At 30.1% G+C, this 26,896-nt stretch carries 21 protein-coding genes and 1 other annotated feature; of the genes, 1 reads left to right on the top strand and 20 read right to left on the bottom strand.

Annotated elements, in window-relative coordinates; all coding sequences use genetic code 11:
• Window positions 1–139: 139 nt before the first annotated feature.
• The 14 genes from CPJCM30710_RS06875 to CPJCM30710_RS06810 all read right to left on the bottom strand — a co-directional run bounded on the left by CPJCM30710_RS06875 (window position 140) and on the right by CPJCM30710_RS06810 (window position 14,607).
• Entirely contained in the window at window positions 140–778 is a 639-nt protein-coding gene (locus tag CPJCM30710_RS06875; RefSeq protein ID WP_212903432.1) for a cyclodeaminase/cyclohydrolase family protein, read from the bottom strand.
• A gap of 306 nt (window positions 779–1,084) precedes the next feature.
• Entirely contained in the window at window positions 1,085–1,633 is a 549-nt protein-coding gene (locus CPJCM30710_RS06870) for a nitroreductase family protein (RefSeq protein ID WP_212903431.1), read from the bottom strand.
• Window positions 1,634–1,700: 67 nt separating this feature from the next.
• Window positions 1,701–2,924 carry an O-antigen ligase family protein gene (locus CPJCM30710_RS06865; RefSeq protein ID WP_212903430.1) on the bottom strand — a complete coding sequence of 408 codons (1,224 nt, stop codon included), beginning with the start codon at window positions 2,922–2,924 and terminating at the stop codon, window positions 1,701–1,703.
• Window positions 2,921–4,063: a glycosyltransferase gene (locus CPJCM30710_RS06860; RefSeq protein WP_212903429.1), complete on the bottom strand. Its 1,143-nt coding sequence runs from the start codon at window positions 4,061–4,063 to the stop codon at window positions 2,921–2,923. Before CPJCM30710_RS06860 ends, CPJCM30710_RS06865 begins: the two co-directional genes overlap by 4 nt.
• A gap of 10 nt (window positions 4,064–4,073) precedes the next feature.
• Window positions 4,074–5,348: a glycosyltransferase gene (locus CPJCM30710_RS06855; protein WP_212903428.1), complete on the bottom strand. Its 1,275-nt coding sequence runs from the start codon at window positions 5,346–5,348 to the stop codon at window positions 4,074–4,076.
• A gap of 9 nt (window positions 5,349–5,357) precedes the next feature.
• Window positions 5,358–6,071, bottom strand: a complete 714-nt coding sequence (locus tag CPJCM30710_RS06850) for a WecB/TagA/CpsF family glycosyltransferase (RefSeq protein ID WP_212903427.1) — start codon at window positions 6,069–6,071, stop codon at window positions 5,358–5,360.
• A gap of 23 nt (window positions 6,072–6,094) precedes the next feature.
• Entirely contained in the window at window positions 6,095–7,213 is a 1,119-nt protein-coding gene (locus tag CPJCM30710_RS06845) for a glycosyltransferase family 4 protein (protein WP_212903426.1), read from the bottom strand.
• An 87-nt stretch (window positions 7,214–7,300) separates the two neighbouring features.
• Window positions 7,301–8,695 (bottom strand): sugar transferase, encoded by a 1,395-nt coding sequence (locus CPJCM30710_RS06840; RefSeq protein WP_212903425.1) that lies wholly within the window; start codon window positions 8,693–8,695, stop codon window positions 7,301–7,303.
• A 176-nt stretch (window positions 8,696–8,871) separates the two neighbouring features.
• Window positions 8,872–9,636, bottom strand: coding sequence for a tyrosine-protein phosphatase (locus tag CPJCM30710_RS06835; protein WP_212903424.1), 765 nt, complete (start codon window positions 9,634–9,636; stop codon window positions 8,872–8,874).
• Between the two features lie 12 nt (window positions 9,637–9,648).
• Window positions 9,649–10,326: a CpsD/CapB family tyrosine-protein kinase gene (locus CPJCM30710_RS06830; protein ID WP_212903423.1), complete on the bottom strand. Its 678-nt coding sequence runs from the start codon at window positions 10,324–10,326 to the stop codon at window positions 9,649–9,651.
• Window positions 10,327–10,340: 14 nt separating this feature from the next.
• Complete coding sequence (locus tag CPJCM30710_RS06825; RefSeq protein ID WP_212903422.1) at window positions 10,341–11,006, bottom strand: YveK family protein; 666 nt, start codon at window positions 11,004–11,006, stop codon at window positions 10,341–10,343.
• 4 nt (window positions 11,007–11,010) lie between these two features.
• Window positions 11,011–12,096: a tetratricopeptide repeat protein gene (locus tag CPJCM30710_RS06820; protein WP_212903421.1), complete on the bottom strand. Its 1,086-nt coding sequence runs from the start codon at window positions 12,094–12,096 to the stop codon at window positions 11,011–11,013.
• A gap of 72 nt (window positions 12,097–12,168) precedes the next feature.
• Window positions 12,169–13,899, bottom strand: a complete 1,731-nt coding sequence (locus CPJCM30710_RS06815) for a phospho-sugar mutase (RefSeq protein ID WP_212903420.1) — start codon at window positions 13,897–13,899, stop codon at window positions 12,169–12,171.
• Between the two features lie 123 nt (window positions 13,900–14,022).
• The gene (locus CPJCM30710_RS06810; RefSeq protein ID WP_212903419.1) at window positions 14,023–14,607 is read right to left on the bottom strand and encodes a 50S ribosomal protein L25; all 585 of its coding nucleotides are present in this window, start codon (window positions 14,605–14,607) and stop codon (window positions 14,023–14,025) included.
• Between the two features lie 147 nt (window positions 14,608–14,754).
• On the opposite strand from CPJCM30710_RS06810, the gene CPJCM30710_RS06805 reads away from it, so the two are divergent.
• A complete protein-coding gene (locus tag CPJCM30710_RS06805) occupies window positions 14,755–16,218 on the top strand; it encodes an aminotransferase class I/II-fold pyridoxal phosphate-dependent enzyme (RefSeq protein WP_212903418.1) in 1,464 nt (487 codons plus the stop codon).
• Between the two features lie 228 nt (window positions 16,219–16,446).
• Here CPJCM30710_RS06805 and CPJCM30710_RS06800 read toward each other — a convergent pair whose 3' ends face one another.
• The 6 genes from CPJCM30710_RS06800 to pheS form a co-directional block, all read right to left on the bottom strand.
• A complete protein-coding gene (locus CPJCM30710_RS06800; RefSeq protein ID WP_212903417.1) occupies window positions 16,447–16,914 on the bottom strand; it encodes a DUF523 domain-containing protein in 468 nt (155 codons plus the stop codon).
• Window positions 16,915–16,923: 9 nt separating this feature from the next.
• A complete protein-coding gene (locus CPJCM30710_RS06795; RefSeq protein ID WP_212903416.1) occupies window positions 16,924–19,284 on the bottom strand; it encodes an endonuclease MutS2 in 2,361 nt (786 codons plus the stop codon).
• A gap of 13 nt (window positions 19,285–19,297) precedes the next feature.
• On the bottom strand, window positions 19,298–21,652 hold the full coding sequence (locus CPJCM30710_RS06790) for a U32 family peptidase (protein ID WP_212903415.1): 2,355 nt from the start codon (window positions 21,650–21,652) through the stop codon (window positions 19,298–19,300).
• A gap of 333 nt (window positions 21,653–21,985) precedes the next feature.
• Window positions 21,986–22,945 (bottom strand): cell division protein ZapA, encoded by a 960-nt coding sequence (gene zapA / locus CPJCM30710_RS06785; protein ID WP_212903414.1) that lies wholly within the window; start codon window positions 22,943–22,945, stop codon window positions 21,986–21,988.
• Between the two features lie 272 nt (window positions 22,946–23,217).
• On the bottom strand, window positions 23,218–25,596 hold the full coding sequence (pheT, locus tag CPJCM30710_RS06780) for a phenylalanine--tRNA ligase subunit beta (RefSeq protein ID WP_212903413.1): 2,379 nt from the start codon (window positions 25,594–25,596) through the stop codon (window positions 23,218–23,220).
• Between the two features lie 12 nt (window positions 25,597–25,608).
• Window positions 25,609–26,628, bottom strand: a complete 1,020-nt coding sequence (pheS, locus tag CPJCM30710_RS06775; protein ID WP_212903412.1) for a phenylalanine--tRNA ligase subunit alpha — start codon at window positions 26,626–26,628, stop codon at window positions 25,609–25,611.
• Between the two features lie 46 nt (window positions 26,629–26,674).
• Window positions 26,675–26,883 (bottom strand) — a binding site (T-box leader).
• Window positions 26,884–26,896: the final 13 nt, after the last annotated feature.

Genomic DNA, 26,896 nt, shown 5'->3' with positions numbered 1-26,896 from the left:
TTCTCGTATCATTTGAATAACTCCTATGAAATAAAATTCTATACTTTTAATTTTACTTCATAATTCAGTAAAAACAAAGACTGCTGACACTTTGTCAGCAGTCTGAAAAAATAACCCTGCATAAAGCAGGGTTATTTTTTTATCCTATATATTTATATACCTTATTTAAAATCTCTTCTTTTCTAACTCCTGAAGTTTCTAAAATATTTATAGCTTCCTTAGAAACTTCTTTAATTATATCTTCATTCTTGATTGAAGCTAGATTTATTTTTACATTGAGCATAGCTCCCTCAATACCAGCATGAAGCATTATAGCTGCGACACCGGCATCTGATACTGCGTTCTTATTTCCATAATCTGCAGCAAAATCTATATTATCATAAAATTTTATACAATATTTCATAAGTTCAAGCGGAACATACATAGCATCTATGAGCGCATCGTTTATTTTCTCTTCTCGCTCATTTTTTTGCTCATCTGTATCTTTAGGTAATTTGTACGCAGCAATTACTTTATTAAAGACTTCTTTATCCTTATCCATAAAAGTTAATGCATTTTCATAAAAATCTTTGGACTCTATATTATATCCATTTAGCTTATCCTTTAAATCCTCAGCTAGATTTTCATATGCTTTTTTCCCTACCGTTAAGCTATATACCATAGAATTTAAAGCTCCTGCTAAAGATGCAGATAGCGCTGCAACACTGCCTCCCCCTGGCGTAGGTGAACTTGATGCAAGTTCTTTTATAAATTCCTCTACATTAAGTTTTGCAAGCATTATTTTTCCTCCTCATTATATATCTTCTTATTGCTTTAAAATCATTTGTTTAACATATATATAATAAGCTTTTTTGGTTTCTTTTCCAAGCTTTTTATCTTATCTAAATGTAATCTTTTCTGTCGATAAATATCAAGAGTGCTATTTTATAAACATAAAACTAACCATATCAAGTCTGCTTAGTTTTAACCACATTTCATTTTTTAAAATAAAACTTAACAGGTATGAAGCCTATTAAAGATACACAACTTCAAGCCTTAAATAATTAATGAAAATAGCAAAGAAAGCATCATGGAACCCATGATGCTATTTATTATCTGAATATAGAATTTGCCACTGGTTGGTAAAAACATATTCCTTAATATCCTTTTTCTCACTATACTCTTTTTCATCTTCTCCAATTCCTAAAGGAGTCATTGCAACTACTCTATAATCTGATGGTACATTTAAAATACTTCTTATGTTATCTTCATCAAAAGCACCAATCCAACAGGTAGAATAACTTTCTGCAGTAGCTGCTAATATAAAATGTTCCATAGCAATAGCTGCATCTACTAAATAATATTCCTTCCCAGCTACTTCTCCTGACTTCTCAGGACAAGCTACAATTACCACTACCATCGGAGCATCTTTTATAGCTTTAGAAGCTTTATCATCCTTATTAAGGATTTCTTCGCTTATACTATCCTTTAACTTATTATCATCAATAAGTATTAATTTATAGCTACTTCTATTTTTCCATGAAGGCGACATCATAGCTGCATTTATCATTCTATCTAAACTCTCTTTATTTACCTTGTCACCTTTATATTTATAAATACTTCTTCTTTTATATATTACATCGTAAAAGTCCATACTCATCTCTCCTTTGATTGTCTATCAAGATTAGTATGTGTTTGGATAAAAATATTATTACAGAACTTTACTTAACTAACGTATATATATATCCTGCATATATCCAAAAAATTAACGATATAAAACTTACTATATAAGCTATACTAGCTTCAAAAATATTTATTGATACTATTGCTAATAACATTGAAATAATTACTATTGAAAGTACTCTTTCTTTTTTGTTCAATATCCTATCAGTTCTTATAATTATGAATATAAAAAATGTTAACAAAAAGATCATCCAAGAAATAACCGCAAATAATCCGTTCGCAGTAAAAATCTGAAGAAAAATATTATGTAATCCTCCACCTTCTATCCCTGATAATTCACTCTTAGAATATTGTTTCACAGCATTAACTAAATTATAATTTCCAACGCCAAATAATATGTTATGTTTTATTACACCTGTAGCCGTAGTCCATAGCTCATATCTACCAGATAAAACTTTTTCTATCTTATTTGCTTTGTATAAGTTGTTCACAATAATTCCTAATCCACCTAAGCCAGTTAATATATAAACAAGTCTAAAATAAATATTCTTAACATAAATAAATACTATAAAAACTAGAAATACTACAATACCAAGCTTAGCAGATCTACCACCAGACTTTGTTAAAACAAGAAGCTGTAAACCAACATTGATAAAATACGGAAGCATTCTATTTACTTTAATATCTTTCTCTAATGCAATTACAATTAAACTCATAATTATAGATATCGCACATGCAATCCCGAAAGTATTTTCATTTGTATATAAACCAATAAAGGCACCTTCATAAAGATATCCATATGGGTTACCGTGAAATGTTATATAACTTTTCCGAATAAAAAGAATAAGACTTACTGATGAAAGAATAAAGGTTATTAAGATAAAAACCTTACAAATATCAGCTATCTCTGTTTTTACTTTATCCCTGTTCTTTTCTTTTACAGAAAATCCAACAACAAAAAACATTATTGCATTTATAAATAAAGGTATTAAGTTATTAAAGTTTCTATTAATTATAAAACCTGAAATAAATTGAAAAACTAAAAAAATAATTAAAGATAACTTTATAATATTAAAGTTTAAAAAAGACCTTTTATATATCTCATCAACAAATAAGATTACACCCCATAAAAGCATTATCTTACTTCCAATATGGGATACTATTTTGATTTCTGAAAACATAGTTACATAAAATAAAGATAACAATAAATATGCTATTTTAAAGTAAAAGGTCTCTGTTATATACTCTATTATTTTTTTCATACTATCTCCCTATATACCTTAATAACTTGATTAATAATATTTTCTTCTGAAAAGTTCTCAATGCATTTCCTTCTAATATAATTAGGATCATAACCGGAAGCCCCTAAAAACATATAACTCATTGCATTTTTCAATTCATTAATTTCATCAATATCTACTAATAGACCGTTATATTCTTCCACAATCTCTTCCGCCCCACCATTTCTAGTAGCTATTATAGGCTTGCCACACGCAAGGGCTTCAATATATACCACTCCAAAGGTTTCATATCTCGATGCTAAAATAAAGGTGTCACATTTATTCATCTCCTCTGAAACTTGTTCTCTCGATAAAGCACCTAGGAAGAACACCTTATTTTCTATTCCAAACTCCCTCGATAAAGCTATAAGATTTTCTCTTTGGCTTCCATCTCCTCCAATAACTAACTGTGCATTCTTATCTTTAAATCCTGCTGAGAAGGCTTTAAGTAAAGTATCCATTCCTTTGCCTTCCTCTAAAAAAGCACAACTAAAAAATCTAAAGGTTTCTTCTTTTTTCTTTATTTTATTAGGATAAAAAGTACTTAAATCTACTAAATTATGTATTATTTTAATATTAGAATTCACTGTATGATCTTTTAATTCTTTTTTTAGATTATTGCTTACAGTAATTAATACATTAGCAGTATTATAAGAATTTTCAATGTGCTTTATATAACTTTCTCTAAGATATAAACTATTCTTAAGAGAGGAATGCTCTGTTATAACTAAGGGTATATTATACTTTTTACTAAGATAAGCTGCACTAATTCCTCCCCATAGAGAAGAATGAGCATGAATAATGTCTATCTTTCCTTCTCTCTTCTCAATAAGTTTATACAACTTTTCTAACCTTTTATTAAAAACCTTAAACATAAGTGAACTTTTTGGAAGAAAGTTATAGTTTTTATATCTATATGTTTTTAAACTATCTTCATCATTAATATAAATACCTTTTTTTTCATTAATCTTTCCAATTAAGGTCAGTGGCCAAATTTCATTATATGCTATTGTAACCTTTACTCCAGCTCTTTGAAGTGCTAATGCTTGCTCTTTAAAAAAACTTCCATGTACTTTATTTCTAGTAGATGAATACCATGATGGTACTATCAAAACATGCATTATAATTCTCCTAACCTTTTAAGATATTATTAAGTTTATGTGATATATTACTCCACTCATACTCTTCAATTGGAGGCACTTTAAAGTTTTTATCTTCATAAATCTTACCAATATTAAGCAATGTATTTTTTATTTCCTTTTTCTTATTATTGGTCATTATACATTTATGTTTATCTTTTACTAGTGATATTAAAGGATCCTTTTCATCCCCCAAAATAGTATAAATTAGACTGTTAGTGCCAAAATAATCATATATCTTTGCTGGTATTTGCTTAGAATTCTTATTCCCAAACAATAAGAGGACCTGTGAATTAAGCATATATGATAAAGCCTCTCTATATGGTATTCTCGACTTTACTGTTACTGTATTTAATGCTTCTAAACTTGTTTTTGCATTTTCATCATCTATGTTACCAAAAAATAATATATTGAAATTTTCAGCAAAAGCATTCTCTTCCTGTTCTAATTCCTTTACTGCTTCAATAAAAGGGTAGATATCTCTTAACTTAATAAATATTTCTCCAGCATATATAATATTTATTTTATTATCAAAAATTAATGAAGGTTTATTATAAGATAATATTTCATCATAAATTTTTCTGTTATATCCCCTAGTAATGAAAAAAGTTTTTTCTTTTTGTATGTTATAAGTTTTAATATAATCCTGCCTATTTTCTTCTGTTACATAAATAAACTTATCTGCATTATTAATAATTTTATTTTCTAGATAAGCTTCTATCTTTCTTCTTAGTATCCAACTGTTCTCCCTAGTTGAGTCCTTGAGCCAAGGGTCACTCCAATAAGTAATCCAAGGAATTTTTTTAAATTGTTTTTTTATCTTTAAAGCACACAAGTGACTTGATGGTGGTTCGTGCATGGAAAATATTACGTCAATTCTTTCTTTTTTCATAAGTTCTATGCCTACTTTGGAAGCCTCTCTTACCCAATTTGTATACATATCTGGAAATATAAATTTATTTTTTATGCCTCTTAAAATAGAGGTTTTCAACCCACTCCTAGAACCACTATCTTTATATCCATTATATCTTTTAGGCATAATTTTATTAAATATTTTCCCTCCACTTATTGCGTACACTTTTACTCTCTTATCTAACAACTTAAAAACTTCTTCATCATAATATATAGAATCTTTAGGAAAATCAACAGTGAGAAGATGTATTTCATTTCCTTTTATCTTACATAAATTATTTAAATACATTAATGTTTCTATTGATGCTGAATTATTAATCATTGGAGAATAACAAGCTATAAAAAGAATTTTCATTATATCCTCCTACTTTCTCTCGTCCTTTACTACTTTTATCAGGAACTTAGGAATGCTTTTAAGTCTTTTAATCCTCCAGGGCTCTTTTGTTACTCTATATAACCATTCTAGTCCTAGGTTTACCATCCATGAAGGAGCTCTTTTTACATTGCCCGCAATAACATCAAAGCTTCCCCCTACCCCCATATAAATTCTACATGGTAACTTATCCATATATTTTGCAATAAATGTCTCTTGCCTTGGGCATCCCATTGCGACAAAAATTACATAAGGGTTATTATACCTGATATCATTAAGTACATCATCACAGTTATTTAAATCAAAGTACCCATCATGAAGGCCACTTATTCTTAATCCTGGATATTTCTTTAATAAATTTTCTTTACATTTCATTACAACATCTTCTGTTGAACCTAATAAATATATACTCTTGCCATCTATGCAGCTCTTTTTTATAATCTCTTCCATTACTTCAATTCCAGCAATCTTTTCTTTAATAGGTTGTTTAACTATTTTTGATGCAATAACAGTACCAATCCCATCTGGTATAATAATTGCATTGTTATTTTTAAAGCTATTATACAAAATTTTATTTTCTAAAGCTGTGTATAATACCTCTGGATTTCCAGATACAATATTTACCTTATTATATTTCTCCAAGTTTCCAATTAATTGTTGTTTTGTTCCTGAAAAAACATCATACTTTAAGATTTTAACATACATAATTAAAACCCCTTTACCTTTGTCTATCTTTGATATATATCAATTATTTGCTTTATAAAAGAGTTAAATGAAAAATTACTATTAACATAATTTTGTCCATTATCTGATATAGCTTTTAAGTCTATCTCATCATCAAGAACCTCTTTAATTACAGAATAAAGTTCATTGGTATCACCAGGATTAACTATTAACCCATTTTCTTTTTGAGCTATCATATCTGTTAAAGCACCTACCTTAGTACATAAAATAGGCTTGCCTAAACTCATTGCTTCAAGTATCACATATGGCATACCTTCTTTTACTGAAGGTAAAACAAAGAGGTCAAAAGAATTCATAATATCTAAATTATCTTTTCTATATCCTAAAAAAACAAAATCATTATATCCTCTACACTCTTCTTTTATATTTTGTAATGTTGGTCCCTCACCAGCAAAAACAGTTTTAAAATTATATCCTTCTTCATATAACCTTTTTAATGCATTTACTAAATAAATATGTCCCTTAGTTTCATAAAAATTTGAAACAGTACCTATAACAAAACTAGACTTATTTATTCCTAATTCCTTTTTCATTGCCTCTGAAGACTTTAAGCTGTTAATTTCTACGTCCTCTATAGCATTAGGAATATAATACAGACTACTTTTTCTGCATAAATTGTATTCCAATGCACACTGGTAATCTTTTTTTGAAACAGCTATTATTGTCTTTCCAAATTTGCCACCTATATACTCAATTATTGTATATATCAATTTCTTAATCTTCTTCATTGGTTCATTAAAAACAAAACCATGCGCAGTGTATATAATTTTGTCAACTGAAGCTAGTCTAGCGGCAATTCTTGCTATCAATCCTGCCTTTGAACTATGACAATGTATTACATCATAACCTTTCTCTTTAAATAAATTCTTTAAAAAAATTATATTTTTAAAATCCTCACTTGCATTAATCTCTCTTACCATATAAGGATCATTAATAAAATTAATCCCTAATGCTTTTATTTTATCTTCTAATTCTCCACCTCCAGAAGCTATGACTTCAACCTCATAGCCTCTTTCTTTTAAGGCTTTACTTAAAAGAAGAACATGCTTTTGTGCTCCTCCCATTTCTGAAAGTGTTATAACTTGTGCTACTTTCTTCCTCATCTGACCCAAACCTTTCTAGTAAAAGTAAAATCTAGTAAAGTGCTAATTATATCATTAATTATAGCACATTTACTAGACTTTCAAAGGTTAATTTTCATCTATATCTATGGTTATTTCATTGTTTGATGCTAACATTAATTCTCCTAAAGATAATTCTTCCTTTACGCCTTCGGAGCTTTCCTTCATAAACATTATCTTAATTGTTTGAAGTATTAACTTTAGATCTAATAAGATTGAATAATTTTTAATATATAATATATCGTATCTAACCTTATCCTCTGGTGTAGTTGAATATTTACCAAGTACTTGAGCCAAACCAGTTAATCCAGCTTTTACAATAGTTCTATATTTATAATCTGGTATTTCTTTCTTAAATTGTTCTACAAAGAAAGGTCTTTCCGGTCTAGGTCCTACCACACTCATATCACCTTTAAGAATGTTAAAAAATTGTGGTACTTCATCTAATCTTGTAGCCCTCAAAATTCTACCAACCTTAGTAATTCTAGGATCTTCTTCACCAGCTAATACTGGTCCTGTTAGCTTTTCTGCATTCATTACCATTGTTCTAAACTTTAGAACATTAAAAGTTTTATCATTTTCTGTGACTCTTTCTTGGCCATAGAAAATATTTCCACCATCATTTAGTTTAATTGCTATAATTACAAAAACCATTATTGGGCTGGTTATTATAATACCAATTAATGAAATAATAATATCTAATAGTCGCTTAAAAAATCTTTGCTCAAGAGTTAGTCCTAACTTCTGTACTTTAAACATAGGTATATCATCTGCTCTATTTAACTTTGAGTTTAAAAGAGCTATTTCGTATATATCAGGAATTATATATATACTTTTTCTATTAGCAAGACAACTATCTACTATTTCTCTCTTTATTTGATTATCTACATCATTACATATAAAAACTACATCAACCTCATCAAGATAACCTTTAATACTTTTGCTTTTGCTATTACAAATATATTTAATATTATATAGGTCCCTCTGTTTTAATAATATTTTTTTAGTTAAATACTCTAAAGATCCGTTACCTATAATAAGTGAATCTTTTACTCCATGAGAAATTCTATTTAATTTCCATACAACTGTTCTCCAAAGACAAAGAATGACAAATTGCACAACAGTACCTACTATTAATACACTTCTAGGGTATGCAAATCCTCTTGCAAAAAAGGTAATAAAAGCAGTAGTTATAAATAATGCAATTGTAGTCAAACCTATAGAATAAATTGTTTCACCTAAACTTTTTTTAAGTAAATCACTAAGACCAAAGACGTACATAAATATTAAATAAGCTATTATAATAAAAGGAATAATATCTATAAAAGGTCGTATATTATATTCTGGAGGATTAAATTCAAACAAAACCAAAAATGATATATATACTGATGTAACTATTAAAATCGAATCTACTAAAAACGTACCAAATTTAAACAACTCTGTTACAGCGCTATTTCTTTTCATAATCCACCTCATAATTACAATATAACACTTAATAATTGTACACTTTATACATATCAAAGTCAAACCTTAGTTAAAAGTCCAACTTAATAAAACTAAGCGCCCATACATCTTATTAATTTTAGCCAAATTTCACTTCGTGAAATAACAGTAAATAAAAAAGTAATCAGCAGTGCCAATTACTTTTTAAACAGTCTTGATAAGAACCCCTTCTTCTTTTCATTTTTTATTTCCAATGGATATACCCCTTCACCGCTTAATATCTTTTCTTCGTTGTCTACTATCCATAGAAATAAATCCTGATTTATCTTTTTTATTTGATTAATTCCACTAGAAATACTTGTATCTCTATTCCCATTATTATGTGCATCACTGCCAATGAAATGAATCATATTTTTTTCTACGAGCTTCAAAGCAGTTTCCTTAATAGCACTTCCATAAAGACCCGTTAAACTACCCGCATTGATCTGAGCTAAATTTCCCTGTTCTAACAAATCTTTTAAAACATCAAGATTGTTAGCAATCTTAAAATTTCTTTCTGGATGAGCAATTATAGGAGTAACCCCGCACAATCTAAGATTATAAAGAACATCTTCTGTATACAAAGGAATTTCTCTCATAGGAAGTTCAATTAGCATATAATTTTTTTCATTTATACACCAAATTTTCCCTTCCTTATAAAGTTCTAGAAGATTGGGGGTAAGGTAAACTTCTAACCCCTTAACAACCTGTATGCCTATTTCCTCACCAAGTTTACTTACACTAAGAAATTTTTCGTCATATATTTCCTTCTGTATTTGAAAATCCCCAGATATATAATGAGATGTAGCACATATACATCTTGTCCCCTCATTGTATGCATTAATAAGCATATCTTTTGTAACCTCTAGTGAAACCGACCCATCATCTATTTCTGGTACTATATGACTATGTAAATCTAACATATTACTCCACCTTTATTTAGCATAATATCCATAGTATTTACTATAATAATATTCATTAGCTTTAGTTGGAACCATGTTAAATATTACACCAGTAAGTTTTCCACCAACTTTATCAATCATTTCTTTTGACTTCACAATTGCTTTCTTTTCAGTCTTTCCATAACTTGCCACTAGTAAAGTACCATCAGCATTTACTGATAGAAGTTGAGCATCTGTAACTGCAAGAACTGGTGGAGCATCTATTAAAACTATATCAAAAATCTCTTTAAGCTCATTAAGATATTTTACCATAGCCTTGCTTCCAAGAAGCTCTGATGGATTAGGTGGCACTGTTCCACAAGTAAGAATATATAAGTTCTTAACTTCAGAAGTTTTTAAACATTCTTCTATTTTTTTCTCTCCTATTATAACATCTGATAATCCCCCTGAATTAGGAATACCAAACTGTTTATGTATAGTTGGCTTTCTAAAATCACAATCCATAAGAAGTACCTTTTTTCCTGATTGAGCCATTGTTACTGCTAAATTAGATATAACAGTGCTTTTTCCTTCTTGTGGACTTGAAGATGTTAATACTAGCAATTTAACTTCACTATCTAAAGAAGCGTACTGTATATTAGTTCTTAATGTTCTAAAAGCTTCTGCAGCCCTTGACTTTGAACCTATTAAAGATATTATATTCTTTTTCATCAAATTCTCCCCCATTATTCTTCGATTGTAGGTATTACTCCAATAACTGGTATTCCTAATAACTTAGTTAATTCTTCCTCATCTTTAACAGTATTATCTAAATATTCAAGTAAGAATGCAACCCCTATTGAAAGCATTAATCCAACAAAAAATGCTACTGCTATATTTAATAGAGGTTTAGGACTGTCTGGCTTTTGTGGTGCACTTGCTCCATCTACAAGTTGAACATTATCTTGATTTTTAATTTCTGTTGATACTTTTTTAAGTGATTTAGCAACTTGATTTGCTATTTCTGCTACCTGATCTTTATTAGTTGAACTTACAGAAATATTTAAAAATTCTGTAGTACCCTTTGGTGTAGCAGATATCATATTAATAAGCTCATCTGCAGTGATATCAAGGTTTAATTCTTTAATAACATCTTCAGCTATTACTCTTTTTTTCACAAACTCACTATAGGTTTGAACAAGTTTTTGATACATCATAACATCATTGTAATTAGGTTTAGTGCTATCAGCTACCTTATCATTATTACCAATTATAACAGCAATATCAGCCTTATATACTGGTTTTATTACAAAGTAACTAATTACTGCACTTAATACAGTGCAACTTAGAGTAACAATTATAATAAGCAAAATTCTCTTCCTGATAATATTAAAATACTCTTTTAATTCCATTTTCTTATCCCCCCAATATCTCCTCTAGTTTTTTAACAATTTCATCCTCATTATTTATTTTTTTTGCTATTTTAAGATGAAGCTTAGCGTTTTCTAATTGGTTCATATTAATATAACACATAATTATATTAGTACATACCTCTACATCCTTTGTTGCATCAAAAGCTTTCCTAAAATAATTAACTGCAGTTTCGTAATCTCCTAGACATGCATAATTTATTCCAAGTTCATTAACTGTCTCTACTATAGAACTATCTAGTCTTAAACTTTCGTTTAAATAATATATTGCTTTCTCGCTATTAGATAACTTTCTATATGCTACTGCTATATAGTAATAGATAAGAGCATTATCTGTAAATATATCTAATAGAGGTAACAACCTTTCAAGAGCTTTTATAGGTTCTTCTTCTATAAGCTCTTTTCCCTTTTCATAGTCTACAATAACTTTTAACTCATCATATAATAATTCTACCTCTTGAGTTTTTTCTCCCCTTAAATTTATATATTCACTTATAGATATAAATGCTTTAAAGTGCTCTCCCTCATCTTTTAACATTAAGGCCTCATAAAAATAAGGAAATGCTTCATTAGGATAAGCTAATTTACATTCTTCAATAGCTTGAAGTTGAACTTCTTTAGAACTTTTATCAATTTCTCTAATGGTCTCTCCCACTAATAAAAGTTTTTCTTGAAATTCAACACTATTTTCTAATTCTATTAACCCCTTTAATAAAATAAAGGCATCTTCATATTTTTTCACTTTAATAGTATCGGAAATAATACTCTTAATACAAACAATAGAATCATTAATTGAATGTAATAGTTTTTTATAATCATTAGCAAATCTTAAATTTTCATCTGCTCCTAAAGCATAGAACATACCCTCTATAAAATAATAAATGGGTAAATTATTAATTTTATATTCATTATTAATACTTGTTGATATGTATTTAGCACTTATAGGTATGTATAAATCTTTATTTTCAAAATCAATATGTAGTGCGCCTATAGCTTTTAAAAATTCATTTTTATTTACTTCCAAAAAAAGCATTTTTGATAATTTTTCTTTGAAAAGTGAACTATAATCCAATACATTCACCCCCATATATGTAAAATTTGTTGCTATCATTAAAAATGATAGCAACATAATTATAGTTAATTATTAGTCAAATTTTGAGTTGATAAGAACCATAACTTCATCAGTATATTTCTTAATTTTTTCTTCTGCATCCGCTATGCTATTTCCAACAATAGATAGATAAACTTTCATTTTTGGTTCTGTTCCAGAAGGTCTTACTACAAACCATGAATCATCTTCAAGTATAAATTTTAACACATTTGACTTAGGTAATTCAATGTTATTAGTTTCATTTTTAACCAAATCTGTCTCTAAACTTAACTTATAGTCAAATCTTTTAACAATCTTAACTCCATTTAAAGCATCTAAAGGATTATTTCTTAAGCTATCTATACAATTAGCTATCTTTTCTTGTCCTTCTTTACCTGCTAATTCTAAGGATACAAGATTTTCTTTGTAAAAACCATACTGATTATATATATCTATAAGTCCATCATATAAAGTCTTACCCTTAGATTTGTAATATAATGTCATTTCCGCTATTAACATAGATGCTACTACTGCATCCTTATCTCTAACATACTCTCCTGCTAGATAACCATAGCTTTCCTCAAATCCAAACAAGTACTTATACTCTCCTGATTCTTGGAATTGTTTAATTTTCTCTCCAATGTACTTAAATCCAGTTAAGACATCTAATAGAGCAATATCAAATTCTTCTGCCATCTTTCTTACAGCTTCTGTTGTTACAATTGTCTTTATCACAACACCATTTGATGGTAATTCATTTCTTTCCTTTAATGACTCAAGAATATAATGAGTTAAAAGCATTCCTGTTTGGTTACCAGTTAATACTCTATATTCTCCTTCATTATCTTTAACTACAGCACCGATTCTATCGCAGTCAGGATCTGTACCAAAAATAATATCTGGTTGTATTTCCTTTGCTAAATCAAGAGCAATTTTAAATACTGCTGGTTCTTCTGGATTTGGATATGAAGCTGTTGGGAAGTTTCCATCTGGAAGTTCTTGTTCCTTTACAACAGTAACATTCTCATAACCTAATTCAGATAATATTCTTCTAACCGGTACATTACCAGAACCATGAATTGGAGTGTATATTATCTTTAGATCTTTTGCTTGTTCTTTAACAAGCTCTTTTCTTATTGTAAGACCCTTAGTCTTTTCTATATAAACCTTATCTACTTCTTCACCTATATAAACAAGTAAACCTTTTGCTAAAGCTTCTTCTTCACTAATTGTCTTAATTTCTGCATAATCTACAACATTATTAACATATCCAATTATAGCTTCAGCTGGTTCATCAGTAACCTGTCCACCATCTTCACCATAAACTTTATATCCATTATATTGCTTAGGGTTATGTGAAGCAGTAATTACTATACCTGACTTACATCCTAACTCTCTTACAGTAAATGAAAGCACTGGTGTAGGTCTTAAGCTTTCAAAAAGATAAACCTTTATTCCATTAGCGCAAAGAGTTAATGCAGCTGATTTTGCAAATTCCTTTGACATATTTCTTGAATCATAGGCAATAGCCGCAGACTTTTCTTCTAAATATGTTGCATTTAAGTAGTTTGCTAATCCTTGAGTAGCTTTTCCTACAGTATAGACATTCATTCTATTAGTTCCAGCACCAATAACACCTCTAAGACCACCTGTACCGAAGTCTAATTCCTTATAGAATCTATCTTCGATTTCTTTTTCATTAGTAATATTTTTTAATTCTTCTTTAATTTCTTCCCCGATTGTTGCTGAGTTTAGCCACTGATTGTATTTTTCCATATATAACATCTATATCCCTCCCTTAGTTCTGACATAGAATATTATACAACAAAAAAAGTAAAATTTAAACTTTTATTTTCATAAAATTGTAAAAAATCACAAAAACAACCCTATGTTTCCATAGGGTTTAGCCTATCCTTTATTTTCTTGAGGTTCTACAGCTTCGACAAGTTTTTGTTCATAACTAACTGAACCGAGTACAGCATCAATATCATCTATAATTGATATTTCAGAAGCTACTTCTAAATCACCAACAGTATAAATAGTTCCTATAGAGGAGTCCTTTACGTTCAATTCAAAATACTTTGGTAAATCTTCTGGTTTACATAGCACCTTTACATTTGCCTTTTCTTTTTGAATTACAGCACCAAATCTGTTGAGCATTTCCTCACCAACAAAATGTATGGGAACAGTAGTAGTAACCTTTTTATCTTTCTGTATTTCTTCTAAATCAATATGAATAATCTTATGAGAAAGAGGATCCCTTTGTACTTCTTTAATAATTGTACTATGTTCACTTCCATTAATACCAACATCAACTATTCCATGCTCTCCTTTTTTACAAATAGCATGATGTAGTTCTAATTCTCCTATTTCAAATAATATGTTTGTCATTCCGGTTCCATAAATTATACCAGGAATCTTACCTTGTCTTCGACGCTTTTTAGCATCATGATGTGAGTTTTTAGATCTTGTTTCTACTTTCAATACTTCCATTTTTATCCCTCCTTTCACATATTATTATCTGAAAAAATTAATATTATACATGGTGAAAATTTATATTGCATTCCAATAATTGATAACATATAATAATATTGTTTTTCACAGGCTTATTAATATTTTGAAAGAAGGTGTGGTATCAAAGTGTACAGATTAGACCAAAATGAAACTCCACTTTTTGACGCCCTAATGGAGTATGTTAATAGAGGAACAGTTCCATTCCATGTTCCAGGTCATAAAAAAGGTATAGGAATGGACGAAGAATTCAAGAATTTTATAGGTGAAAATCCATTTAAGATAGATGTAACAGTATTCAAACTAGTTGATAGTTTACATCATCCTACAGGACCAATAAAGAAAGCTCAAGAACTAGCAGCAGATGCTTATGGTTCAGATGCAGCATTCTTTTCAATCCATGGAACATCAGGTGCTATTCAAGCAATGGTAATGTCAGTAGTTAGTTCTGGGGATAAAATTATTATTCCAAGAAACGTTCATAAGTCAATTACAGCTGGTATTATTCTGAGTGGTGCGGTTCCAGTATTTATGCAGCCTGAACTTGATAAGCAGGTTGGTATTGCTCACGGAGTTGCCCCTGAGACTGTGAAAAAAACTTTAGAAGACCATCCTGATGCAAAAGCCGTGTTAATAATCAATCCAACTTACTATGGTGTTGCAACTGATATTAAGAAAATTGTTGATATAGTTCATAGTTACGATATACCACTAATAGTAGATGAAGCTCATGGTCCTCACTTGGGATTTAATGGTGAACTGCCAACATCCGCAATGCAGGCAGGAGCAGATATCTGTGCACAGAGCACTCATAAAATAATAGGTGCTTTAACTCAATGTTCACTACTTCAAGTTAGAAGCAAATATATTGACCCAACAAGAGTTCAACAGATCTTAAATTTACTTCAAACCACATCTCCATCTTATATACTAATGGCAAGTTTAGATTGTGCTAGAAGACAAATTGCACTTAATGGTAAAGAATTATTAGATAAAACAATTGATTTATGTAATTATGTTAGGGAAGAAATAAATAGAATACCAGGCTTCTACTGCTTTGGTACTGAAATATTAGGCAAACCTGGTGCATATGCCTTAGATCCAACAAAAATTACAATAACCTGCAGAGATTTAGGAATCACTGGTTACGAACTTGATATGATATTATGCAATAAATACCATATACAAATGGAACTTTCAGATTTATATAATGTACTAGCAGTTGGTTCTTTTGGAGATACAAAAGAAAGTTATGACAAACTTTTAACTGCATTAAGGGAAATTTCACAAGAATATTCTTCAAAAGGAAAGGTTAAACCTGACTTTATAGATATTCCAGATATTCCAGAAAGAGCTATAATTCCTAGAGATGCATTTAATAGTAAAAAAGTTTCAATTCCATTAAAGCAAAGTATTGGCAAAGTAAGTGGAGAATTCCTGTTAGCTTATCCACCTGGAATACCACTTTTATGTCCTGGAGAAATAATAACAAAAGAAATAATTGACTATGTAGAAGAGTTAAAACAAGTAGGACTTTACGTTCAAGGAACAGAAGATCCTAAAGTTGAAAATATAAAAATTGTTCAGCAATAAAAGTGAATAGGTACTAAGCCTATTCACTTTTAGCCAAATTTCACTTTGTGAAATGATAGCAGATAATAGATAATAGTTAAATGTCATCGTTATTTATACTTCATAAAGCGACGGCAAATAACGATAACAAAAAGAGTACCTATTACGGTACTCTTTTTGTTTATTTTATATCAAAGCACAAATCTATAGCTATTATTTTAATTTTATCTATCAGCTTTTAATAACTGATTATAGTTCTCCCCACTCTTCTTCCTTGAAATTATCTTCATTGTATACTTTTATACCTTTTTTAGACAATAATTCTGCTGTAACTCCATTTCCCTTTATAAGTTTCCCAGAAAAAGTTCCATCATAAATCCATCCACATCCACAAGAAGGACTTTTTGCTTTTAAGATAGCAACCTTAGCTCCAACTTTCTTAGCTATCTCTAAAGTTTTTTCTGCACCTTCTAAAAATTCTTTTGTAGAGTCTTTTCCTTCCGCAGAAATCACCCTTGCCCTTCCTTCTAGAACATCTTTTCCTGTCCCGCCAACAATTTCTCTTGCACTTCTTGGTGTTGGTAACTCTCCTAAGTTCTCTGGACAAACCAATACGGCTTTTCCTTGATCAAAAAGATCTTTAATGTCTTTTCTTAAATTGTTTCCGCCATTGTACTTACAATTTATTCCACATAAGCAAGCACTTATAATTATCATACCACACCTCTATTTTAATTGAACTACTGTAACGCCTGTTCCTCCCTCACCATATTCTCCTAATCTGAAGGATTTTACGTGAGGATGGCTTTTTAACATATCATTTATCGCTTTTCTTAAAACTCCAGTACCTTTACCATGAACTACAGTAACTTCACCTAGTCCACCTAAATATGCTTCATCTAAATATTTATCTACAGTATAGCAGGCTTCTTCTGCATCCATTCCTCTTAAATCTATTGAAGAAGATACTGTTCGTAAATTTAATTGTACTTCCTTCTTTGATTTTTTCTTAACTTCCTTAGTTTCTTTGGCTACTCTAAGGTCTTTAACCTTAACATTAACTTTCATAATACCTGCTTCAACCTGCACTTCTCCCTTAGAATCAGGCATAGTAAGTATTACAACCTTTTGATTAATAGATGGTAAAAAGACTTCCATTCCAAGTTTAACTTCTTTAAGTTCTTCACCATTTTTTTCTTTAATAGTCTTATTTAATTGCTGTTCTGCTTTATCTAATTTGTTCTTAAGCTTACTTCTCTCTTCTTCTAACATTCTTCTCGCATCAGAAGAAATCCCCATTCTCTCAAGTTCTCTCATATTCTTAAGTATTTGATCTGCTTCTTCCTTAGCATCTCTCAAAATTTGCTTTGATTCTCGTCTTGCTTCAGCATAAGCATTTTCTCTCGTTTTCTCTATATTAGTTAATTTTTCTTCATATTTCTCTTTTAGTTTGTTAATTTCAAATTTCAGTTTTTCTGCATCCCTTGCATCTTTTTCTGCTCTAATGGTCTTTTCTTGTAAATTTTGTATTAAATCTTCAAACTTAAGAGATTCGTGCGATATTAATCCCTTGGCTTTCTCGATAATAACCTCTTGCAATCCTAGTCTTTTAGAAATTTCAAATGCATTAGATTTTCCTGGAATTCCAATAAGTAATCTGTAAGTTGGTCTTAAGGTTTCTACATCAAATTCTACTGATGCATTTTCAACCCCTGGAGTCTTAAGAGCGTATCCTTTAAGCTCACTATAGTGAGTTGTTGCTACTATCTTACATCCTATTTGTCTAAGAGTCTCAAGAATTGCCATTGCTAGTGCTGCACCTTCTGTCGGATCAGTACCAGCTCCTAACTCATCAAATAAAGCTAAAGATTTATTATTGGCTTTCTCCATTATTCCAACTATATTAGTCATATGTGACGAGAAAGTAGACAGGCTTTGTTCAATGCTTTGCTCATCTCCAATGTCAGCGAATATCTCATCAAAAAAGCTTATAGAAGAATTTTCTCTCGTCGGTATTAATAAACCACTCATGGCCATCAAATGTAAAAGCCCCACCGTTTTAAGTGTAACAGTTTTCCCTCCAGTATTAGGACCCGTAACTACAAGGCTTGTAAAATCCTTTCCTAAATATATATCTGAAGGAACTACCTTTTGAGGATCAATTAGCGGATGACGAGCTTCTAATAGAGTAAAAGCACCGTTATCATTTACTTTAGGGCATACCCCATTAATCTTGCTACAATACTTAGCTTTAGCAAATATAAAATCTAATTCAATTAAGATATTAGAATTGTTTTTAACTGCTGAAATATTGTCATAAATAATAGATGAAAGCTCAGATAATATTCTTTCTATTTCTGCTTTTTCCTTTAACATAAGCTCCTTTATTTCATTATTTAAATTAACAAGACTTATAGGTTCAATAAATAAAGTAGCCCCAGTGGAACTTTGATCATGGATAAGTCCTTGAACTGCGCCCTTATATTCAGATTTTACCGGAATAACATATCTATCTCCTCTCATTGTAAAGAGATTATCTTGAAGATACTTGGAGTTTTCTCTTATTATAGAATTAACCTTATCTCTAACTGATGAATTTTTTTCCTTTAAACTTCTTCTTATATTATAAAGAGTTTGGCTAGCTTTATCAGAAACCTCATCTTCACCTACTATTGCTGTAAAAACAGCATCTTCAATTTTTCTTAAAGGAGTAAGTCCACTGCATACATCCTCAATAATTCTGTATTCCTCTTCTTGTTCTTTTCTTTGAATAAATTCATTAAACCTTCTAGCACATCTTACCATTTGAGCAACTCTAAGTAGCTGTCCAGCATTTAAACCTCCACCCTTTTCAACTCTTTTTACCGCTTCTCTTACATCATATAATCCTTCAAAAGGCGGATTACCTTTTTTAATTAAAATATTATAAGCCTCTTTTGTTTCTTGTAAATGTTCTTTAACCTCATAAACTGTTTTATAAGGTGTAAGCTCTTCAATAACTTCTTTTGATGCCGCAGTTAAAGTGTACTTTTTTAGTTCTTCTTTTATTTTATTGAATTCTAAAACTTTTAATGACTTTTCATTCATAGTTAGTTCTCCTTTATTCCACACCTCTTCTATAATGTCCTTTTGTATATTTTGAGCTATAAACCTCTAAACTACCTTGTAACATTTTTATTACCTTTATTACTTCTTCATAATCTTCATCTACAAAATCTACTCTAAAATATGCAATACCAATATTCTTTAACTCCTCTAGTTCTTCAATAAGATTTGTTGGTACATTGTTATATATATGTGATCTACAAAATCTATCCGTTTTAACAACAAATCTTTCCTTCATCCTGTCTTCTAACTCAAAATCTGCTGAAACACATGGCTCATCACATTGTTTATTTTCACACTTTCCTCCAAAAGTACTACCAATTGGACAATATTCACTTACCATCATCTCTACCTTACCATATATCATCTGCTGGAGTTCATGATTACAATTTTTAACCACATCAATAACTTCTTTTCTATTTAGTTCAACACTAATTGGTATTAAATCAATATGATTAGAATAAAACTCTGCTGACGAACTATTAAAAATATTTAGTTTGTAATCACCAATTATTTCGGTTCTTCCTTTATACCTTGAGATAATACCTACATTTGCGGTAACAATACCTTTTATATCCTTAATATATTTATCTAAAATATCACAAATAAAATTAAATTCTTTTTTTATTATATTTGGTATTTTTATATAAACCTTAGTTAAATCTAATTTATCTAAGTCTTCAATCTTTATAGTTCCATAAGACTTATCAAAAACATCTATAACAATGTTCTCTATATTTAAATCCATTAGAGCTCGTAGTTGTTCTTTTGTATTGATCACATAAGTAAACTCTGGAAAGGCATACTTTTTATCCTTTAAAGTTCTATCATTTAAATAACTTTTAACTGGCACCTGACGTTTATACTTTTCTATTTCAAATGATATTATTTTTTGAAGAATCTCTCTTCTTGCGTTATTTAAAGATGATATTGGTAAAAAGCCTTCATCAAAAGAAGAAAATTTAATATTTTCTATTTTATACGGAATATCTCCTGACTTTCCTAAATTCTCCTTAATCTTTTCAATTGATAATGGTTTTTTTAATGCCTCTTGAACTAGATCTCCTTGAACATCAAATTCAACACCATTATAAACTGTTTTTATAGAAAGAGGTTTTCCAATCTCAAATTCTACTTCTGCATTAATCAATATCTTTTTACCGAAAGGATTTAGATAGGATGATTTAAGCTTTTCTAACAACTCCACATCAGAAGTTTTGTAAATATAGTCACCTTTTCTATAGTTCTTAGGAAATATTTTTACACTTTCTCCCTTAAAGGCTTTTAATACTTCCTTGTTATTTTTAAGAATTTTTGAAACTGTAAATCCATTTTCACCGCATCTAATTCCATCACCTAATGATACGTCTTCAACTAAATCTACCTCTCCATTACTGTCAATTATTCCAACAAAAACCCCTGTGTTTTTTGGCATATTAAATGCCATCATATCCTTACCTACGTTTTTGTAAAGATATGCCTTAGAGAATCCCTCTCTATTAAAAAGCTTCATTAAAACTTTCTTATGATTCTCTGTATTACTATGTTTTTTAATATAATAGTTTTCAATAGCCTCCTTATAACTCTCTACAACTCCAGCTACATACTCTGGTCTTTTCATTCTTCCTTCTATCTTTAAAGAGTCAGTTTCACTTTCAATAATATCTTCTATATCATCAATGGTACACATATCCTTAGGGCTAAGTAAATAACCTTTATAAAGTTCTCCACTCCCTTTCTTTATTATGCTGTATGGTAGTCTGCATGATTGAGCACATCTTCCTCTATTTCCACTTCTACCACCAATTATACTACTCATTAAACATTGACCAGAATAGCATATGCATAAAGCTCCATGTACAAATATTTCAGTTTCAATTTTTAATTCTTTAGAGATATACTTGATTTCATCTAAGGAAAGTTCCCTTGATAAAACTACTCTATGAAATCCATTTTCCTTTAAGAAAAGGGCACCCTCTCCATTATGTATTGTCATTTGAGTTGAAGCATGTAATTCGAAATCTGGAAACTTCTTTTTAATCTCATTAAATACGCCCAGGTCTTGAATTATTAATGCATCTACACCAATTTTATAAAGAAATCCTACATATTCTAGAACTTCTCTTAACTCTTTTTCCTTAATCAATGTATTTATAGTAATGTAAACTTTCACTCCATACATGTGAGCGTAATCTACAGCTTCTTCTAATGTTTTTTCATCAAAATTTGAGGCATAAGCTCTTGCAGAAAACTTAGTTCCTCCTAAGTATACTGCATCTGCTCCTTTATTAATTGCTGCATATAAACTTTCCTTGCTTCCTGCTGGTGCAAGTAATTCAATTTTATTCATTACTACATCTCTCCTACTAATTTTATCAATGCACTATTCAGTATTATACCATAAAAGTTATTATAAACTAATTTTATTATATCATCCCACATTAGTATTGATTGTTACAAAATATTACAATACAATATTGACTAAACATCTAAAATATTAATACTTTTTAATTTTTTTAGATACACTTATCTTTTAATTATTTTTCTACAAATTACTTTAAATATTAGATTATATTTTAGAATAACTTTAAAATAAAACTGAGCAGACATTTAGCGTACTAAACTCTAACTAGATTCACTTTACAAAATGACAGAAAGTAAAAAACCTGTCATTAGACAGGTTTTATGAATTGTTTGTAAGATTTAACAAAGGATTTCTGCTCTTTCTTTCAGATGCTAGACTAATCTGGCTATCAATATACTTTTTTTGTAAATCCATGATCTTATACTTTGATGTCTGAACTTGGAACTTAAGCTCTCTATTGTTCTCCTCAAGTTTCTTATTCTTATTCATAAGCTCCTTATTTATATCTTCCATAATCATAAGTTGCTCTCTTAGTCGTTCAACTTCTTCAAACAATCCTTCACTATCTGCCTGTTGATTTTCATCATCAACTTGCTGATTTTCAATATCTGCTTGTTCATTTTCACTATCTGCCTGTTGATTTTCATCATCAACTTGCTGATTTTCAATATCTGCTTGTTCATTTTCATCATCAACTTGCTGATTTTCAATATCTGCTTGTTCATTTTCACCATCAACTTGCTGATTTTCGATATCTGCCTGTTGATCTTCACCATCAACTTGCTGATTTTTAATATCTACTTGTTCATTTTCACCATCAACTTGTTGACCTTCATTATCAACCTGCTGATTTTCAATATCTACTTGTTCATTTTCACCATCAACTTGTTGATCTTCACTATCTGTTTGTTGATCTTCACCATTTACTTGCTGATTTTTACTATCTACTTGTTGATTTAAAGTTTCACATTGCTCTCTTAACGCCTTGAAGCTTTCTTTTAGCTCTTCAACTTCTTTCTCTAAACTCTTATTAACTAATTGAAGATTATCAAAACTAGCTATTAAATCATTATAATCTTTGTTTCCTTTAAAAAGTTCATCAACAACATTAATCGCTGCAAGTACTGTAGCTGCTGAAAAACTTAATTTGCTGTTTTTTTCCAACAGTTCCTTAACTCTTTCATCAACATATTTTGCAACCTGCTGAAGATATGCTGTGTCCTCTTTACCCTTAAGGTTATATTCTATACCGTTGATCTTCACAGTAACTGAAGCCATAACAACACCTCTTAATACTCAATATTTATACACACAAGTTCACAATTTAATATAATATTAAAGAAAAAACTCTATTAGTTAAAGTTACTTTCTTATCATTAATTAAATATTAACACATTTTTACATTTAATAAAAGTGAATAGGTTTTAACCTATTCACTTTTACTAAAATTTCACTTTGTGAAATGCCATTAAATGAGAATGAAAGGGTATCGAACCCTTTCATTCTTAACCAGATTTCATCTAGTAAAATTACAACAAATAAAATATTGATTATCTTAATTGCGCTCCAAGTTTATATTCTAGTGAGCGTAAAATCTTTTCATGTACTTTATTTACTTCATTATCTGTTAGTGTTTTCTTTTCATCTCTATAAGCGATTGCATAAGCTATACTCTTTTTACCTTCTGGTATTTGCTTACCCTTATAAACATCAAATAAATTTACACTCTCTACTATATTGCCACCTGCTTTTCTTATTGTTTCATTTATTTCTTGAACCAATATTTCATCATCTACAAGTAATGCAATATCTCTTGTTACCGCTGGGAACTTTGGTAATGGCTTATAATACTTAATAATATTAGCATTAGAATATACTACATCTAAGTCAATTTCAGCAACATAACATAGAGCTTCTATTCCATAATTATCCATAACATCAGGATGTATTTCACCTAATATTGCAACTCTATCCTTTCCAACAAAAACTTCGGCAGTTTTACCTGGGTGATAGGTAGCATTTTCATTTTGTCTCTTGTAAGTACACTTATTGATACCTAATGCATCAAATAGGTTTTCAACAACTCCCTTTAAGTCTAGATAGTCTACTTCGCCATATAAACCTATAGTTAGTATATTCTTTTCTTCTGGCAGCTTACTTTCATCAACATTAGGTATATATACTTTACCTATTTCGAATAAACTTGCATAATTATTATTTCTTGAATAATTTCTTGCTAATGATTCCATTATTGATGGAATAGTTGTTGTTCTCATTAAACTATAGTCTTCCCCAAGAGGATTCTTGATTTTTATAGTTTTTCTAAGAATACTATCCTGTGGGGCATTTATCATATCAAATACTTTTGGACTTACAAAAGCATATGAAATTGATTGATTTAATCCACTAGAGATCATAGTTTCGATTACTTCATCATCAAGTTTTTGCTTCCTATTCTTAGGCTCTCTATCTGTACTTGAAGATGCTATTGTAGTCGGAATATTATCATAACCATAAATTCTAGCAATCTCTTCAGCAATATCTTCCTTTATATCAATATCAATTCTAAATGTAGGAACTGTTATTACTAGTTCATTATTTTGTATCTCTGTGTTAAGTTCTAACTTGTCTAAATAATCCTTCATTTGTTCCTTTGTTAAGGAAGTACCTAGGAATCTATTAACCCAATCACTATTAACAATAAGCTGCTTTTCTTTCTTAACATCATTATAAACATCTATAGTGCCTTCCATTACGTCTCCAGCGCCAAGTTGTTCAATTAAAGTACAAGCTCTATTTAAAGCTAATTCAGCAAGATTTGGATCTATATCTTTTTCGAATCTTGAAGAGGATTCAGTTCTTAAACCAAGCTTCTTAGAATTTACTCTTATATTTGTTCCATCAAAATTTGCACATTCAAAAACTATTTCTATAGTATCGTCCTTGATACCAGAATCAAGACCGCCCATTATTCCAGCTAATGCTACAATGGTTTCTCCATCTTTTATGCATAGTACATCTTCATCTAAAGTTCTTTCTAGCTCATCAAGGGTAGTAAATTTTTCTTCATTTTTTGCTCTTTCAACTACTATCGTACCTGTTTTTAATTCTCTCTTATCAAAGGCATGCATAGGTTGACCTAATTCTAGCATAACAAAGTTTGTTATATCAACAATGTTGTTTATTGGTCTAATTCCTGCATCAATAAGTCTTTCCTGCATCCACAAAGGTGATGGTTCTACCTTAACATTTTTAATTCCTCTAGCCATGTATCTTCTACATAATGTATCTTTAATGTCTACCTTTAATTCATTATGTATACTTGATGAACATTTAACTTCATAAGAGATATTTGGCATTCTATATGTAGTTCCTAAAGTTGCAGCAGTTTCCCTTGCCATACCAACTACACTTAGGCAATCTGGTCTGTTTGAAGTTATTTCAAAATCAATTACAGACTTATTTAACCCTAATACCTCTTTAATATCCTTTCCTATTGGCGTGCTATCTGGAAGTATCATTAAGCCATGAACTGGTTCATCGCCAGCTATACCAAGCTCTTCTTCTGAACACATCATACCATTAGATACTATCCCTCTAAGCTTACCCTTTTTAATCTTTAATCCATTAGTGAGTACTGCTCCATGTAATGCTACTGGAACAATATCATCTTCACTCATATTATTGGCACCAGTAACTATTTGTACTGGCACTTCTTGACCTACTTCAACCTGACAAATCACAAGCTTTTCAGCATCTGGATGTCGATCTATTTTAAGGATTTTTCCAGTAACTACATTTACAATCTCATCTCCTGAAGTTATAACCTCTTCGACCTTAGAGCCAGATAAAGTTAATCTATCAGCCAATTCTTTTGCATCTATATTTATATCAACGTAATCTTTAAGCCAAGTATATGGTACCTTCATTACCCAAACCTCCTAAAATTGATTTAAGAATCTCATGTCACTTTCATAAAGAAGTCTTATATCATCTATACCGTATTTCAACATTACCATTCTATCTACGCCAAATCCAAAAGCAAAACCACTATATACTTCTGGATCTATACCACAATTTCTTAAAACCTGTGGATGAACCATTCCACATCCTAATAATTCTATCCAACCACTTCCTTTACAAACTCTACAGCCCTTGCCTTCACAAACAAAGCATGTTGCATCCATTTCTGCTGATGGCTCAGTGAATGGGAAGTGATGTGGTCTAAACTTAGTTTGAACTTTATCTCCAAACATTTTCTTAGCAAATAACTCTAATGTTCCTTTTAAGTCAGCAAAAGTAATTCCCTTATCAACCACTAATCCTTCCATTTGATAAAAGATAGGAGAGTGTGTTGCATCTACTGCATCTGATCTAAAAACTTTTCCTGGTGAAATCATCTTTATAGGTGGCTTTTGGTTTTCCATAACTCTTATCTGTACAGGTGAAGTTTGAGTTCTTAAAACCAAACTATCATTTATATAAAAAGTATCCTGCTCACTTCTTGCTGGATGATTCTTAGGAATATTCAAAGCCTCAAAGTTATAGTAATCAAGCTCTACCTCAGGTCCTTCTTCGATCGTAAATCCCATTGAGATAAATATTTCCTTCATACTTTCTAGAGTTAAATCAAGAGGATGTCTTTTTCCAACCCTATTTTTTCTTCCTGGAAGAGAAATATCTATAACCTCGCTTTTAAGCTTCTCATTTTTTTCTTTATTCTTTATCTCTTTAGAAATAGCCTCTATTTTATTTTCTATTTCTTCTCTTACTTCATTAGCTAACTTTCCTATAATAGGTCTCTCTTCAGAAGATAATCCTCCCATACCTCTTAATATGGAAGTTAATTCTCCTTTTTTCCCCAAATACTTAACTCTTATAGCTTCAAGATCTGAACTATTTTTTACTTCGTTAAGTACCTTAATAGCATTTTCTTTAATTTGAAGTAGTTGTTCTTTCATTTATATGACTCCTTTCTTAAATTTTCGCACAAAAAAACCGCCCCTACAAAGGGACGGGATATCCGCGGTACCACCCTAATTAGCACAGTTGTGCTCACTCTAATTTATAACGGGATATCCGCTAACTACTACTAAATTCATAGTTAGGACTCCTGAGCGAACTTCAACATAGTCACTTTGAAAAAGTTCTCAATCAATGACTTTTCCTCCCTGTAAAAGAAGCTCTATGTCTACTTTCTCATTCACAGTCTTTTAGTATTAAATTATA

The organism is Clostridium polyendosporum (genome assembly GCF_018332455.1).
Classification (GTDB): domain Bacteria; phylum Bacillota; class Clostridia; order Clostridiales; family Clostridiaceae; genus Clostridium_AY; species Clostridium_AY polyendosporum.
This window is presented reverse-complemented; position numbering and strand designations above follow the sequence as displayed.

Bases quoted from the DNA above. Each gene is read 5' to 3' on its own strand.
- CPJCM30710_RS06875 (WP_212903432.1), bottom strand. From the start codon at position 778: ATGCTTGCAAAACTTAATGTAGAGGAATTTATAAAAGAACTTGCATCA.
- CPJCM30710_RS06870 (WP_212903431.1), bottom strand. From the start codon at position 1,633: ATGGACTTTTACGATGTAATATATAAAAGAAGAAGTATTTATAAATAT.
- CPJCM30710_RS06865 (WP_212903430.1), bottom strand. From the start codon at position 2,924: ATGAAAAAAATAATAGAGTATATAACAGAGACCTTTTACTTTAAAATA.
- CPJCM30710_RS06860 (WP_212903429.1), bottom strand. From the start codon at position 4,063: ATGCATGTTTTGATAGTACCATCATGGTATTCATCTACTAGAAATAAA.
- CPJCM30710_RS06855 (WP_212903428.1), bottom strand. From the start codon at position 5,348: ATGAAAATTCTTTTTATAGCTTGTTATTCTCCAATGATTAATAATTCA.
- CPJCM30710_RS06850 (WP_212903427.1), bottom strand. From the start codon at position 6,071: ATGTATGTTAAAATCTTAAAGTATGATGTTTTTTCAGGAACAAAACAA.
- CPJCM30710_RS06845 (WP_212903426.1), bottom strand. From the start codon at position 7,213: ATGAGGAAGAAAGTAGCACAAGTTATAACACTTTCAGAAATGGGAGGA.
- CPJCM30710_RS06840 (WP_212903425.1), bottom strand. From the start codon at position 8,695: ATGAAAAGAAATAGCGCTGTAACAGAGTTGTTTAAATTTGGTACGTTT.
- CPJCM30710_RS06835 (WP_212903424.1), bottom strand. From the start codon at position 9,636: ATGTTAGATTTACATAGTCATATAGTACCAGAAATAGATGATGGGTCG.
- CPJCM30710_RS06830 (WP_212903423.1), bottom strand. From the start codon at position 10,326: ATGAAAAAGAATATAATATCTTTAATAGGTTCAAAGTCAAGGGCTGCA.
- CPJCM30710_RS06825 (WP_212903422.1), bottom strand. From the start codon at position 11,006: ATGGAATTAAAAGAGTATTTTAATATTATCAGGAAGAGAATTTTGCTT.
- CPJCM30710_RS06815 (WP_212903420.1), bottom strand. From the start codon at position 13,899: ATGTTATATATGGAAAAATACAATCAGTGGCTAAACTCAGCAACAATC.
- CPJCM30710_RS06810 (WP_212903419.1), bottom strand. From the start codon at position 14,607: ATGGAAGTATTGAAAGTAGAAACAAGATCTAAAAACTCACATCATGAT.
- CPJCM30710_RS06800 (WP_212903417.1), bottom strand. From the start codon at position 16,914: ATGATAATTATAAGTGCTTGCTTATGTGGAATAAATTGTAAGTACAAT.
- CPJCM30710_RS06795 (WP_212903416.1), bottom strand. From the start codon at position 19,284: ATGAATGAAAAGTCATTAAAAGTTTTAGAATTCAATAAAATAAAAGAA.
- CPJCM30710_RS06790 (WP_212903415.1), bottom strand. From the start codon at position 21,652: ATGAATAAAATTGAATTACTTGCACCAGCAGGAAGCAAGGAAAGTTTA.
- zapA (WP_212903414.1), bottom strand. From the start codon at position 22,945: ATGGCTTCAGTTACTGTGAAGATCAACGGTATAGAATATAACCTTAAG.
- pheT (WP_212903413.1), bottom strand. From the start codon at position 25,596: ATGAAGGTACCATATACTTGGCTTAAAGATTACGTTGATATAAATATA.
- pheS (WP_212903412.1), bottom strand. From the start codon at position 26,628: ATGAAAGAACAACTACTTCAAATTAAAGAAAATGCTATTAAGGTACTT.